Source organism: Lacrimispora sp. (genome assembly GCF_031982545.1).
Classification (GTDB): Bacteria; Bacillota; Clostridia; order Lachnospirales; family Lachnospiraceae; genus Lacrimispora.
The window spans coordinates 188,020-201,996 of sequence record NZ_DALYXB010000006.1; the positions used below are offsets into that span (position 1 = coordinate 188,020).

The 13,977-nt window shown below is 46.1% G+C and carries 11 protein-coding genes; 10 read left to right on the forward strand and 1 reads right to left on the reverse strand.

The genetic code is table 11. The features are described from left to right. Positions 1-141: 141 nt before the first annotated feature. From ABS301_RS11895 to ABS301_RS11905, 3 genes are read left to right on the forward strand one after another with little or no spacing between them, the layout of a single operon-like run. The gene (locus ABS301_RS11895; protein WP_349672427.1) at positions 142-870 is read left to right on the forward strand and encodes a polyphosphate polymerase domain-containing protein; all 729 of its coding nucleotides are present in this window, start codon (positions 142-144) and stop codon (positions 868-870) included. Then, positions 863-1,552, forward strand: a complete 690-nt coding sequence (locus tag ABS301_RS11900) for a DUF4956 domain-containing protein (protein ID WP_349672428.1) — start codon at positions 863-865, stop codon at positions 1,550-1,552. Before ABS301_RS11895 ends, ABS301_RS11900 begins: the two co-directional genes overlap by 8 nt. Next, positions 1,552-3,351, forward strand: a complete 1,800-nt coding sequence (locus ABS301_RS11905; RefSeq protein WP_349672429.1) for a carbohydrate-binding domain-containing protein — start codon at positions 1,552-1,554, stop codon at positions 3,349-3,351. The genes ABS301_RS11900 and ABS301_RS11905 overlap by 1 nt, the downstream gene beginning before the upstream one ends. On the opposite strand, the gene ABS301_RS11910 is transcribed toward ABS301_RS11905, so the two are convergent. Further along, the gene (locus tag ABS301_RS11910) at positions 3,348-3,830 is read right to left on the reverse strand and encodes an S-ribosylhomocysteine lyase (RefSeq protein ID WP_349672430.1); all 483 of its coding nucleotides are present in this window, start codon (positions 3,828-3,830) and stop codon (positions 3,348-3,350) included. The genes ABS301_RS11905 and ABS301_RS11910 overlap by 4 nt on opposite strands. Positions 3,831-4,049: 219 nt before the next feature. On the opposite strand from ABS301_RS11910, the gene ABS301_RS11915 reads away from it, so the two are divergent. From ABS301_RS11915 to ABS301_RS11945, 7 genes are all read left to right on the forward strand, one after another. After that, on the forward strand, positions 4,050-6,656 hold the full coding sequence (locus ABS301_RS11915) for a cation-translocating P-type ATPase (protein ID WP_349672431.1): 2,607 nt from the start codon (positions 4,050-4,052) through the stop codon (positions 6,654-6,656). 205 nt (positions 6,657-6,861) lie between these two features. Continuing rightward, positions 6,862-8,361: a glycerol kinase GlpK gene (gene glpK / locus ABS301_RS11920; RefSeq protein ID WP_349672432.1), complete on the forward strand. Its 1,500-nt coding sequence runs from the start codon at positions 6,862-6,864 to the stop codon at positions 8,359-8,361. A gap of 183 nt (positions 8,362-8,544) precedes the next feature. Then, positions 8,545-9,993 carry an NAD(P)/FAD-dependent oxidoreductase gene (locus tag ABS301_RS11925; RefSeq protein WP_349672433.1) on the forward strand — a complete coding sequence of 483 codons (1,449 nt, stop codon included), beginning with the start codon at positions 8,545-8,547 and terminating at the stop codon, positions 9,991-9,993. Position 9,994: 1 nt separating this feature from the next. Beyond that, positions 9,995-11,260, forward strand: coding sequence for an NAD(P)/FAD-dependent oxidoreductase (locus ABS301_RS11930; RefSeq protein WP_349672434.1), 1,266 nt, complete (start codon positions 9,995-9,997; stop codon positions 11,258-11,260). 1 nt (position 11,261) lies between these two features. Beyond that, complete coding sequence (locus tag ABS301_RS11935) at positions 11,262-11,624, forward strand: DUF1667 domain-containing protein (protein ID WP_349672435.1); 363 nt, start codon at positions 11,262-11,264, stop codon at positions 11,622-11,624. 121 nt (positions 11,625-11,745) lie between these two features. After that, on the forward strand, positions 11,746-13,710 hold the full coding sequence (locus ABS301_RS11940; protein WP_349672436.1) for an ABC transporter substrate-binding protein: 1,965 nt from the start codon (positions 11,746-11,748) through the stop codon (positions 13,708-13,710). 90 nt (positions 13,711-13,800) lie between these two features. Then, positions 13,801-13,932 carry a hypothetical protein gene (locus ABS301_RS11945; RefSeq protein WP_349672437.1) on the forward strand — a complete coding sequence of 44 codons (132 nt, stop codon included), beginning with the start codon at positions 13,801-13,803 and terminating at the stop codon, positions 13,930-13,932. The last annotated feature ends 45 nt before the right edge of the window (positions 13,933-13,977 follow it).

Consider the following 13,977-nt stretch of genomic DNA (forward strand, 5'->3'; position numbering starts at 1 on the left):
TGGTCAAGATTTATCAATAAGATTTTTGCATTCCGGCAAGCTGTGAAAGATCTGTGAACCTGCCATTCTTTCAAGTTGATTTCAGGTTTGATCTGTATAATCTGCGTAAAGTAACACAAAGAAGCGGATAAGGAGGTTTTTATGAGTGGATATCAAATGACATTTGAGCGGACAGAAATGAAATATCTGATAGATCCGGTACAATACTTAAAGCTGAAGGAAAGACTGATGGGAAAAATGGAAACCGATCAATACGGTAATTCCACAATATGTAATGTCTATTTTGATACACCGGATGCAAGGCTGATCAGAAGCTCTTTGGAAAAACCGGTTTATAAGGAAAAATTCAGACTCCGCAGTTATGGACTGCCAGGAGAAACCAGTTCTGTGTTTCTGGAATTGAAAAAGAAATACCAGGGTATTGTCTATAAACGCCGTGAAACACTTAAGTTAGCAGATGCAGAGGCGTATTTATACCGGGGAATAAAGCCGGAACGACAAACCCAGGTACTTCGTGAGATTGACTGGTTTCTGCAGTATTACGAAGATATAATGCCCGCCATGTATATTTCCTATGAAAGAACTGCCCTGTATGGACTGGAGGATGAGAACCTGCGGCTGACTTTAGACGGAAATATTCTTTGGAGAACCGATTGCTTAAAACTGGAAAATGGTCCATGGGGAACCCCTCTTTTAGAAGACGGCTGGCACCTTATGGAGATAAAAATTCCAGGGTCCATGCCCCTCTGGCTTGGGCATATACTGGCTGAGCTGAAACTATATCCGGCTTCCTTTTCAAAATATGGTCAGGCATATGAAAAGCAGCAAATAATAACATCAGAGAAAAAAGGAGGAATCAGCTGTGCTTAATACATGGTTTCAATCAATCTTAATAGAGGAATCAGAGGTTGCATTTTCCCCAGGATCATTTCTTGTATGCTTAACCGCTTCCCTGGTTCTTGGGCTGATCATTGCAGGTATTCACATGTACCGGAATTCGTATTCAAGGGGATTTGTGGTGACAATTGCATTGCTTCCCGCCATGGTGCAGATGGTTATTCTACTGGTAAACGGAAACCTTGGCACCGGGGTTGCAGTAATGGGAGCCTTTTCCCTGGTCCGCTTCCGGTCAGTTCCTGGAAAAGCAGAGGAGATCAGCAGCATTTTTCAGGCAATGGCGGTCGGACTGGCTACGGGAATGGGTTACGTTGGCATGGCAGTTTTATTTGTCCTCATCATGGGAGGGGTAAATATATTGCTGGCTTCCCTTAAATTTGGACAGCAGAAGACAGGTGTAAAAGTACTTAAGATCACAATTCCGGAATCTTTGGACTATACATCTGTATTTGATGAAGTATTTGCCCGGTATCTGAAAAATTGGGATTTGAATCAGGTGAAGACAACCAATATGGGAAGTCTTTATAAACTGGATTATGAAGTGGTTTTAAAAAATAATGGAGAAGAAAAGAAACTGATTGACGATTTAAGATGCAGAAACGGGAATCTTGAAATATTTTTGGGAAGACCTTTTGGCAATAAGGAGGAACTGTAATGGTAAAAAGAAAGCTGTTCAGAGGCAAAGCAGCCGCACTGCTGTTAATAATGGCGTTGGCATCAACAAGTATTTCTGGCTGTAAAAGCCAGACTTCAACGGAAAATACAGTTGTTACCCAAAGCGCACAGTCTGATTCTGTCACTAATGGTACTACAGACGGCAGTACGGCAGAAGCGGCTGTTGACAAGGAGTTTACAGACCGTGATAAAGACGGGAGCTTTGATGAAAGCAGTGCAATTAAAATAAATTTGAATTCAGACAAAGCAGAGGCAGAGGGAGATGGCGTCAGTATATCTGGAAGCACTGTGACCATAAGTAAAGAAGGAACTTATATGGTAAGCGGAACGTTGGACAACGGTCAGATTGTTGTTGATGCAGCAGATACAGACAAGGTTCAGATTGTTTTGGCAAATGCCGGAATTAATTGTGAAACCAGTGCGGCAATCTATGTCAAATCCGCTGATAAGGTTTTTGTTACTCTGGCAGAAGGAACAACAAATAAGCTGTCAGGTGGAACGGAGTACATAGATACAGATGACAATACCGTAGATGGGGTTATATTCTCGAAAGATGATCTGACTGTAAACGGCAGTGGAAGTCTGGAGGTAAATGCCAACTATAAACACGGAATTGTTTCAAAGGATACGTTGGCAATTACAGGAGGAAATATCTCTGTTAATGCAGTCTCCCAGTGTCTGACAGGTAAGGATGAAGTGAAGATCCTGGATGGAACATTTCTGCTGACAACTTCAGGTAAAGCGGTGAAATCAAGTAATGAGGATGATACATCTCTTGGAAACATCTACGTGGCAGGCGGAACCTTTACTGTCAATTCTAAAGACGACTCCTTCCATGCCAGCGGAACGATCGTAATTGACGGAGGCACCTTTACCGTAGAAAGTGGAGATGATGCGTTCCATGCAGACCAGGATGTAGTGGTCAATAATGGCACAATAACGGTCACCAGCTGCTATGAAGGACTGGAAGCTTATCGGGTAACGGTGAATGGAGGGGAAATCTCAATTCAGGCTTCCGATGACGGAATCAATGCGGCACAGCCAAAATCTGCGTCTGCTGAGGGCGATGATACCAGCCAGGGTGATAGTGGGAAAGAGAAGCCGGAAATGCCGCCAGATGGCCAGGGGAAAGGGAATTCTTCCAGGTCGGAGGAAAACCAGTCTGAGACCCAATCAGATGAAAATCTGCCAAAAGAAGGCCAGCAAAGAAGAGGCGGGGGTCCAGGTGGCAAAGGTGTAATGGGTGGCGGACAAATGGGCGGAAGTATGGAGAATGATACCAATGCTTATATTAAGATAACGGGAGGCACTCTGTACGTAGACGCAGGCGGAGACGGACTGGATTCCAACGGAAGTCTTTTGATATCAGGAGGTACGGTTTACGTAACCGGTCCGGTAAGCGACGGAGATGGGGCAATCGATTATAATGGAGATGGGATTATTACAGGAGGAACTGTAATAGCGGTTGGCAGCTCTGGTATGGCACAGGGATTTGGTGATTCCTCTACCCAATGCTCGGTCTTACATAATTTAACCGCACAGCAGGAAGCCGGGACTGTAATTACTCTTAAGGACAAGGAGGGAAATGAGCTCATCAGCTTTACTCCTGAGAAAAAGTATTCTTCCGTTGTCATCAGCAGCCCCAAGCTGCAGACTGGCAGCACCTACACCCTCACGGCAGGTTCGGAACAAGCCGAACTGACGCTTGAGTCAATTGTCACCTCAAACGCGGACCGTAAAGGGGGCAGGGGCAGTATGCCGAATGGAAATAACCGCTAATTCGCCGGATAAATGAGGTGTTCGTCATCAATACCGTAAAGAACAGTATCTAAAAACTTTCTGGCAAGAAATTTCGCCATACCGGGGTTCATATCCAGATAGTTTCCGCAGTCTCTGGCTGCGGCACCGGGGATTTCTCCCTCAAAATCACGCATAAATTCAAACATGTCGGTAATGAGCGGTACGATATCCCTGGATTTGTAATCTCCAGCCAAAAGAAGGTAGAAGCCGGTGCGGCATCCCATAGGACCAAAGTATAAAACTTTGGAAGCAAATGATTGGTGATTTCTTAAGAATGTGGCACCTAAGTGCTCCATGGTGTGTATCTCTGCCGTATTCATGACCGGTTCAAAATTCGGTCTGGTCATGCGGATATCGAACGTAGTAACTGTTGTTTCGTTCACTTTGTCTTTGCGGGAGACGTAGATACCCGGAAGAAGCTTTAAGTGATTGATCGTAAAGCTTGTAATTTTTTCCATATTGATCAGGTCCTTTCTGAAAGGTGGTTAAGCCGTTGGTAAATTGGCTGTCTTCAGTCAGATTATAATAAAAAAAACGGCTGTATGCAATAGGAACAATTGCATGCAGCCGTATCTTGCATAATGAAACCAGTCACGCGTAAGCTGTAGGGAAAATCATTCATGAAACTCCCGTCCTGTTTCATACCATAGTAGGAGAAATGGGAAGGAGCGTCATTAATGGAAGAATGGTTTCGTTTATCAGAGGATGAAGTCTTAAAACAGCTTCATGCTGACAGGAATGGACTGAATTCCGAAGAAATTCTCAGGCGCAGGCAGGTACATGGTCCCAATCTGCTGAAAAAAGCAAAACGAAAAAGTGCCTTTCAAGTATTTCTGGATCAGTTTAAAGACTTATTAGTCATCATTCTGATTATAGCAGCGGTAATTTCCATGGTATCTGGTGACGTGGAAAGTACCGGAGTAATTTTTGCAGTATTGTTGCTTAACGCAATTCTTGGAACTGTGCAGCATCAGAAAGCAGAAAAATCCTTAGACAGCCTGATGTCATTATCTGCGCCAGTGGCGTGGGTGAGAAGAGATGGGAAAAATAAAGAAGTCCTGTCGGAAGAAATCGTACCAGGAGATATACTTTTATTAGAGGCAGGAGATATGGTGGCGGCAGACGGCCGTATCCTGGAAAATTATTCTCTTCTGGTCAATGAAAGCTCTCTGACCGGAGAATCAGTCAATGTAGAAAAGCATACAGGAAGACTGCGTATGGAAAAGGTTCCGCTGGCGGAACAGTCCAATATGGTTTTTTCCGGCTCTCAGGTTGCAGCGGGAAGAGCCATTGCAGTGGTCACCGGAACAGGCATGAATACAGAAATTGGAAGAATTGCCTCTTTAATGAATGATACGGGCGAAAAGAAGACGCCTCTTCAGGTGAGCCTTGACCAGTTTGGAAGCAGGCTTGCGGTAGCGATCCTCTTTATCTGTGCGATTGTTTTTGGATTAAGTATTTACAGAAAAATGCCAATTCTGGACTCCCTGATGTTTGCAGTAGCACTGGCCGTCGCCGCCATACCGGAGGCCCTCAGTTCTATCGTTACCATCGTACAGGCGATGGGAACCCAGAAGATGGCGGGAGAAAATGCAATTATAAAGGATTTAAAAGCGGTAGAAAGCCTTGGGTGTGTATCCGTTATCTGCTCCGATAAAACAGGAACCCTCACCCAGAACCGAATGACGGTTCAGCAGGTTTTTGTTAATAACAGGCTTTATCTTCCGGAAATGTTAAAGCCTGAGATTCCCGTACATAAATATTTGCTTTACGATGCTGTTTTAAACAATGACTCCAGCCATGTAAATGGAGTTCTTAACGGTGAACCTACTGAAACCGCGTTAATCCAGATGGCGGAGCGTGCCGGAGTCGATGATGAGGCAGTAAGATCCTATCACCCAAGATTAGGAGAGGTTCCCTTTGATTCCAGAAGAAAGCTTATGAGTACGCTTCATTATCTGGAAGGAAAAAACATTCTATTCACAAAAGGAGCAGTGGATATCATTCTTCCAAGGATAACCCAGATCTGGTCTTCTGAAGGAATCCGTCCGTTCAGAGACGGTGATAAACAGATGCTTATGGAGCAGAACATGATGTTTTCCGCCCAGGGGCTTCGGGTTCTTACCTTTGTATGCAGGGAGATGGAGGGCCAGGAGAAGCTTTCTGAAAATTCAGAAAGTGGATATACATTTCTGGGCATGGTATCCATGATGGATCCTCCCCGGCCGGAATCCAGGAATGCCGTTTCCAATGCCAGAAGAGCCGGAATCTTCCCGGTGATGATTACGGGAGATCATAAAATTACGGCAGCAGCTATTGCGGAACGGATTGGCATTTTGGAGGAAGATGATCTGGCAATCAGCGGTCCGGAGCTTGATGATATGACCGAAGATGAACTGGGGCACCGGCTGGAATCCATCAGTGTATATGCCCGGGTATCTCCGGAACACAAAATTAGAATTGTCCGTGCATGGCAGAAGAAGGGGCACATTGTAGCCATGACAGGAGATGGTGTCAATGATGCTCCTGCATTAAAGCAGGCGGATATCGGAGTCGCCATGGGACAGATGGGAACAGAGGTCTCTAAAGAAGCCTCTTCCATGATTCTGACCGATGACAATTTTGCTACAATTATTAAAGCGGTTGCCAATGGACGCAACGTATACCGGAATATAAGAAATGCCATTAAGTTCCTGCTTTCAGGAAACATGGCAGGAATTTTATGTGTGCTTTATACCTCTCTTATGGCACTCCCCATGCCTTTTGCACCGGTTCATCTGCTGTTTATTAACCTGCTGACAGACTCCCTTCCTGCCATTGCAATCGGAATGGAGCAGGCAGAAGCAGACCTGTTGTCCCAGAAGCCCAGAAATCCCAAGGAAGGCATTTTAACAAAGAGGTTCATCCTTGTGATTCTCTTTCAGGGGGCACTGATTGCAGTATGCACCATGGCCTCCTACAGTACCGGGCTGTTAACCGGCAGTGAAGCTGCAGCCAGTACGATGGCATTCTCTACACTGACCCTTGCCAGATTGTTTCATGGATTTAACTGCCGCAGCAGTCATTCCATTTTGAAAATTGGTTTTATGAGCAATTTATGGAGTATCATGGCGTTTGAGGCGGGAGCGGTTTTACTGGGAGCAGTCCTTTTTATTCCGGCACTTCACGATCTTTTTTATGTGGCAGATTTAACAGGAAGACAATTTATAACAATATTTATATTTGCTATTCTTCCTACACTGGTGATTCAGGCGCTGAAAACCATCCGGGAGAGTATGCATTAAGGTTTTTTGCAGGTAAAATTTGTATTTGTTGTAGAACTTGACATATTTTTGCCTGCGTGGTAGTATAAATTTGTGTTATTTAATAAAAAGCCTAAGAGATGACAGAGCCAGGTGATGAGTGCGGGGAACCGTTCATTTCCAAGGCTCTTTCTTTATTGTTTGGTAAAAAATTAACGAATGAGAGAAGATGGAAGGGGAAGGAATCATGGGAAAATATGTGATCGCTATGGATCAGGGAACTACCAGTTCCCGGTGCATACTGTTTGATGAGAAAGGGGGCATCTGCAGCGAGGCACAAAAAGAGTTCAGGCAGATTTTTCCAAAACCAGGCTGGGTGGAGCATGATCCCATGGAAATATGGTCATCACAGCTATCAGTGACCATGGAAGCTATGGGGAAAATTGGGGCGCATTACAGCGACATTGCTGCAATCGGAATTACAAATCAGAGAGAAACCACAGTTGTGTGGGATAAGGAGACAGGGGAGCCTGTTTACAATGCCATTGTATGGCAGTGCAGAAGGACCGCTGACCGCATTGAGCGCCTGAAAGAAGATGGGCTGGAAGGGCTTATCACAGACCGGACCGGTCTGATTCCGGACGCGTACTTTTCCGGAAGTAAGATTGAATGGATCCTGGATCACGTAGAGGGAGCCAGAGAAAGGGCAGAACGTGGAGAACTGCTTTTTGGAACTGTGGACAGCTGGCTGATCTGGAATCTGACCAAGGGCTGTATTCACGTAACGGATTATACCAATGCTTCCCGAACCATGCTATTTGATATTCATAAAAAGTGCTGGGACGAAGACATTCTTAACTATTTTAATATACCAAAGGCAATGCTTCCGGATGTAAAACCCTCCAGCTGTGTATACGGTTATACCTCTTCTGACGTAATGGGCGGAAAAATCCCCATTGCAGGGGCAGCAGGAGATCAGCAGGCAGCTTTATTCGGACAGTGCTGCTTTGAAGCCGGTGAAGTTAAAAATACATACGGAACCGGTTGCTTTCTCCTTATGAACACCGGAGAGAAAGCAGTAAAATCAGAGCACGGTCTGCTTACCACCATAGCAGCCAGCGATCAGGAACGGATTCAGTATGCACTGGAAGGAAGCGTATTTGTGGCAGGTGCTGCCATTCAATGGCTGCGGGATGCCATGCGTATGGTGCGGTCCGCTTCCCAGACAGAGGAGTATGCCCAGGCGGTGGAAGATACCGGAGGCGTTTACGTGGTACCGGCATTTGCAGGTCTTGGTGCTCCCTATTGGGATCAGTATGCCAGAGGTACCATTGTAGGAGTGACAAGAGGAACCAGCAAGGAGCAGTTTATCCGCGCCACCCTGGAATCCATGGCATATCAGGTATCTGATCTGATTGAGGCCATGGAACAGGACTCTCAGATCCATTTAAAGGAATTAAGGGTAGATGGCGGAGCCTGTGCCAACAATTTCCTTTTGCAGTTCCAGGCAGATGTATTGGATACACGGATTGTCAGACCAAAATGCATTGAGACAACTGCTCTTGGTGCTGCCTATCTGGCAGGTCTGGCTGTAGGGTACTGGAAAGACAGGGAAGAGATCAGACAGAACTGGGAAGCCTCCAGAACCTTCGACAACCAGATGGAAGAAGAATGCCGTAAAAAGAGGATTAAGGGCTGGAAGCGTGCAGTCAAATGTGCTCTTTACTGGTCTCAGGATGAGGATTAAGCCAGGCTATAAATCACTTGACAATCAGAATGAAATTATGTTAGCATTAATACAATTGAATAAATAACCTTTGAGACGAAAGAGTAAGGATTATGATACGGAGCTATCCGTTTATTTTCCTTACTCTTTTTTTCTATAGTCCCGGCGAACCGGGAATTATCACGGATTTGGAGGAGATTGATTATGAAGGAATTAAATTACGATGCGGCGATTATCGGCGGCGGCGTTACCGGCTGTGCCATAGCCAGAGAGCTGTCCCGTTATCAGCTGAACATCTGCGTCATTGAGCGGGAGGAAGATGTCTGCTCCGGTACATCTAAATCCAACAGTGCCATTGTGCATGCAGGATACGATGCGGAACCAGGCTCATTAAAGGCAAGATTTAATACAGAAGGAAACCGTATGATGGGAGATCTTTCGGAAGCTCTTGATTTTTCCTTTGTCCGAAACGGTTCACTGGTTCTCTGTTTTTCTGAAGACGACAGACCGTCTCTCAATGCGCTGTATGAAAAAGGATTAAAAAACGGTGTTCCCCAATTATCCATACTGACCGGGGATGAAGTCCGTGCCATGGAACCAGGTGTTTCTGAAACAGTGGTGGCAGCATTATATGCGCCAACCGGAGGAATCGTCTGCCCCTTTGGACTGACCATCGCTCTGGCAGAGAATGCCTGTGATAATGGAACTGATTTCTTATTTGAGACAGAAATTGAGACAATTAACAAAACGGATTTCGGTTATGATTTAATCTCCAGTGATAAAATTATTCATGCCGCCTACGTGGTCAATGCAGCCGGCGTTTACTCAGACCAGATCCACAACATGGTCAGTGGGTCAAAGCTTCACATTATACCACGAAAGGGAGATTACTGCCTGTTAGATAAAGAAGCGGGAAATCTGGTGAGCCATACCATATTCCAGCTTCCAGGAAAGATGGGAAAAGGTGTTTTGGTAACACCTACAGTTCACGGTAATCTGCTGACAGGACCTACGGCAATTAATGTAACCGACAAAGAGGAGACCTCTACAACAGCGCAGGAGCTTGCCGATATTGTGGAAAAAGCAGCCTGGGGAGTGAACAATATTCCCTTCCGTCAGGTTATTACATCTTTCTCCGGTCTTCGTGCCCATGAAGAGGGAGATGATTTCGTTGTGGGAGAAGTAAAGGATGCGGACGGATTCTTCGATGCAGCAGGCATGGAATCTCCGGGACTCTCAAGCGCTCCTGCAGTGGGAGTTTACTTAGCAGAGCAGATAGCCCAGAAAGCCAATGCAAAAAAGAAGGAAAACTTCATCGAAACCAGAAAAGGTATTATTAATCCTCAGAAGCTTTCCCTGGAAGAGAGGGGAGAACTGATCAAAAAGGATCCCAGATACGGAACCATCATCTGCCGCTGTGAAGGCATCAGTGAGGGTGAGATTGCAGATGCAGTGACCAGAACCCTGGGTGCAGTTTCCGTAGACGGAGTTAAGCGCCGGGTGCGTGCAGGAATGGGACGCTGCCAGTCAGGCTTTTGTATCCCGAAAACAATGGAAATTCTGGCAAGGGAAACAGGAAGAAACATGGAGGATATCTGCAAAAACAGATCCGGTTCTAATTTACTGACAGGGAAAAGACAAGGAGGAGAGTGACATGACAGAGCATGATATCGTTATTATCGGGGGAGGCCCTGCTGGTCTGGCTGCCGCTGTGGCTGCAAAGAAAGCGGGAACAGAAGATATACTGATCCTGGAGCGGGAAGGTCACTTAGGCGGTATTTTAAATCAGTGCATTCATAACGGCTTTGGTCTTCACACATTTAAAGAAGAGCTGACAGGACCGGAATATGCGTCCCGTTACATTGATATGATTGAAAAAGAGCAGATCCCTTATAAGCTTAATACCATGGTTCTTTCTATCAGCAGTGACAGAGTGTTGACCGTTATCAACCGGGAAGAAGGCCTGATTCAGATAAAAGCAGGTGCTGTAATCCTGGCCATGGGATGCAGGGAGCGTCCAAGGGGAGCTCTTAACATACCAGGTTATCGTCCGGCAGGTATTTATTCAGCAGGTACTGCTCAGCGTCTTATGAATTTAGACGGCTATGAAGTAGGAAAAGAAGTGGTGATACTGGGTTCAGGAGACATCGGTCTCATTATGGCAAGACGTATGACTTTAGAGGGTGCTAAAGTTAAAGTTGTGGCAGAGCTTATGCCCTATTCCGGCGGATTAAAAAGAAATATTGTACAGTGTCTGGATGATTACGGAATTCCCTTAAAATTAAGCCATACTGTAGTAGAGATTCACGGGAAAGAACGGGTAACAGGGGTTACTCTGGCTGCAGTGGATGAGAAACGCAGACCAGTTGCGGGAACGGAAGAATATTACTCCTGTGATACCCTTCTTCTGTCAGTCGGTCTGATTCCGGAAAACGAGCTGTCAAAAAGCGCAGGAGTAGATCTTGACCAGATAACCGGCGGACCTGTTGTGAACGACTGCCTGGAAACCAGCATAAGCGGCGTATTTGCCTGTGGAAATGTACTTCATGTTCATGATCTGGTGGATTACGTTTCCGAAGAGGCTGCTCTTGCTGGAAGAAGTGCTGCAGCCTATGCCGGGTCCCAGAAAGAGGAACCTTCTTCTTCCAATATCAGAATCCGGGCTGTGAACGGTGTCCGCTATACAGTTCCCCAGTTTGTTAACCGGGAGTCTGAGGCTGATCAGTGGAAGATCCGTTTCCGTGTTTCCGATGTATACCGGGACCGTTATATCAGTATTTATTATGGAGATGAACGGGTTTATCATAAGAAGAAAAAGGTTCTCGCACCTGGGGAGATGGAGCAGGTAGCAATTAAGAAAGAAAGTCTGGAAAAATATCCGGATTTGGCAGAAATCGTAATCTGCACAGAGGAGGATTGAAATGGAAGAACGTGAACTGATCTGTATCTGCTGTCCCCTGGGCTGCCCTATGACCGTACGTATCGACAACGGTGCGGTGACCGTTACTGGTAATTCCTGCGCGAGAGGTGCAGAATACGGGGAAAAAGAAGTGTTAAGCCCAACCAGGGTTGTGACCTCCACGGTAAAAGTAATTGACGGTGAATTTGCCATGGTTCCCGTAAAAACCAAAACAGATATCCCAAAAGGTAAGATATTTGATTGTATGAAAGAGATTCAGAAAGCCTCCGTTCATGCCCCGATTGCCATTGGAGATGTAATCATTGAAAACTGCGCAGGTACCGGAGTATCCATCGTTGCCGCAAGAAATGTAAAAAGATCATAACTGGAGAGGTCTCTGTGAAGTAATTGCCATGTTCTTTATTCCTACATGTACAGCGTGGAGTTTCTATGGTATAATTTCAGTTAGCTTATTCTAACTAACTGTCTTGCCATAGAGGTGCAGTATGTATACACACAACAATCCATTAAATTTCACACAAAGGGAAATCGTCGCCGGGATTCAGGTATGGAACCGGGCGGCTGTTTCCCTTTTGGATATTCGACATAACTTGATTTCCCCCAAGGAAGCCATCTGCAATTACCGTCTTCCCGCCAGTGCGTTTCTGTATACGAGCGGGAGAGGGGAGATAGCCCTGGACGATACCGTGTATCACGCAGATCGGTTTGACCTGTTTCACGGCGGCAAGGGGACACAATTGTCCATCCGGCCCCGCCAACACTGGTTCGAGTACTATATGGTGCTGTACAAAACCGAAGAGCCGCCCGTTCACAAGCGGGAGTATGCAAAGCTATTGGAGCAATGCAATCCGTTCCGGCAGCAGTACGGATTTAAACCCCAAAACCCACTGTTTTTTGCCGATCAGCTCAAAAAGATGTTTGAATGCTGGAAGGAGCCCACAGCCCTGAATCTGTTCTATGGAAAAGCGGGCTTTTATCCGTTTGTCTATGCGGTGTATGAAGAGCTGGAGCGAGGCAATGTTCGTATTCTTGAGCCGGATGTTGTTTCTATGGCGGTACGGTATCTGGAGGCCAATTTTCAAAAAGATTTTGCCATTCAGGAACTGTGTGCTATGCTGGGCGTTAGTTACAGCCATTTCCACCGTCTGTTTAAGCGAAAAACAGAAAAGACGCCGCAGGAATACTTAATTCATAGAAGGCTAAGGGCTGCTCGGGCATATCTTCAAAACAGCAATGCGTCCGTACGGGAAATCGCCGAGCGGTGCGGTTTTATTGACGAATCCAGCTTCTATCGCCTGTTTACGAAAAATGAGGGGCAATCACCTGGCTTATATAGAGAGGTATCACAGTCGCTCATGAGAGATTCCACAATAGAAAAGGTAATCTCTTTTCCTTATAATGAGGAAAGCCAGGTTAGCGTTGGCGAACTCAAAGGAAAAGGAGTAACTTTTATGACGAATCAAATGCGAAGCAAAGTGGTGATCGCGGCTGCGCTGTCCCTACTGTTGATGATGAGCGCTTGCGGCACCACGACTGCAAGCAGCAGCGGTGCGGATACCACGCCGACAACGGCGGCGACTACACAGACGGCAGAAACGGAGACGACAGTATCCGCGGAAGAAGGAACAAGGACGATTAGCACCGCGATGGGTGATGTGGAGATTCCGCAAGATCCAAAACGCATTCTGGCAACGCTGATGGAAGGGGATCTGATTGCGTTTGGCGTAGAACCGGCGGCCATTATGGATGTCGGAATTGAATATGAAAAAACTCCATTTCATGAGTCGTTGGTAGGGCTTTCAAGTATCGATGCCGAAGACATTGAAGCGGTTATGGCGGCCGAGCCTGATGTTATTATTACTTACAGCCCGGAATTATATGAAAAGTTCTCAAAAATCGCGCCCACGCTGCTGATCGACGCCAGCGGAATGGATATCTACGAACGCACACGGATGATCGGTGAATTGCTCAATCAGCAGGACAAGGCGGAAGAACTGATCGCAGCGTTAGATAAACGGATATCCGAACTGCGCCAAAAGCTCGAAGAAGCAGGCCTGGCGGATAAAACCGTTACGATTATGGAAGGCGCAGGCAGCGGCGAAGTATGGATTACCACAAGCGGCCGAGGATCCATTCCGCTTTATAACCTGTTGGGCTTTCAAATGTCCCCAAAAGTAGAGGAGGAGTTGTCAGCTGAAGGAAAATGGCTGAATCAATGGCTGAAGGTGTCACTGGAGGTTTTGCCTGCATATGTGGGGGATTATGTGTTTTTCTCGGATCAGGTTTCCCTGGACGAGATCGGCCTGACCGACAACCCTGTTTGGGAAAGTATTGCCGCCGTAAAGCAGGGGCACGTTTATATGTCAAGCTTCCCCTATTTCTTTCCCCAGGATATTTATTCCGTCATGAAGCAAATGGATTTCATTGAATCGGTATTGCTGGAAGACTAATGTACCACTATGAGCAGAAAAAACTGGATGCCAAATGTCTGACGCCTGATGCACCTGCGCGCATTGCCGTGCCTGTCAGGAGTTGGACGGATGTACACCAGTAAAAATCCTGTTGACCGTACAAAAAGGGAAATCACTGCCGCGCTCCAGATATGGAGCCGGGCGGTGATTTCCCTTTTGGACATTCGCCATAATTTAATTGCTCCCAAAGTATCCTTATGAATACGCACCTAATGCCGCAGGTTTATTTTAATCAGTAAGCGGTAG

Excerpts from the sequence above, each read along its gene's own strand:
- ABS301_RS11895 (WP_349672427.1), top strand. The coding sequence starts at position 142 with ATGAGTGGATATCAAATGACATTTGAGCGGACAGAAATGAAATATCTG.
- ABS301_RS11905 (WP_349672429.1), top strand. The coding sequence starts at position 1,552 with ATGGTAAAAAGAAAGCTGTTCAGAGGCAAAGCAGCCGCACTGCTGTTA.
- ABS301_RS11910 (WP_349672430.1), bottom strand. The coding sequence starts at position 3,830 with ATGGAAAAAATTACAAGCTTTACGATCAATCACTTAAAGCTTCTTCCG.
- ABS301_RS11915 (WP_349672431.1), top strand. The coding sequence starts at position 4,050 with ATGGAAGAATGGTTTCGTTTATCAGAGGATGAAGTCTTAAAACAGCTT.
- glpK (WP_349672432.1), top strand. The coding sequence starts at position 6,862 with ATGGGAAAATATGTGATCGCTATGGATCAGGGAACTACCAGTTCCCGG.
- ABS301_RS11925 (WP_349672433.1), top strand. The coding sequence starts at position 8,545 with ATGAAGGAATTAAATTACGATGCGGCGATTATCGGCGGCGGCGTTACC.
- ABS301_RS11930 (WP_349672434.1), top strand. The coding sequence starts at position 9,995 with ATGACAGAGCATGATATCGTTATTATCGGGGGAGGCCCTGCTGGTCTG.
- ABS301_RS11935 (WP_349672435.1), top strand. The coding sequence starts at position 11,262 with ATGGAAGAACGTGAACTGATCTGTATCTGCTGTCCCCTGGGCTGCCCT.
- ABS301_RS11940 (WP_349672436.1), top strand. The coding sequence starts at position 11,746 with ATGTATACACACAACAATCCATTAAATTTCACACAAAGGGAAATCGTC.
- ABS301_RS11945 (WP_349672437.1), top strand. The coding sequence starts at position 13,801 with ATGTACACCAGTAAAAATCCTGTTGACCGTACAAAAAGGGAAATCACT.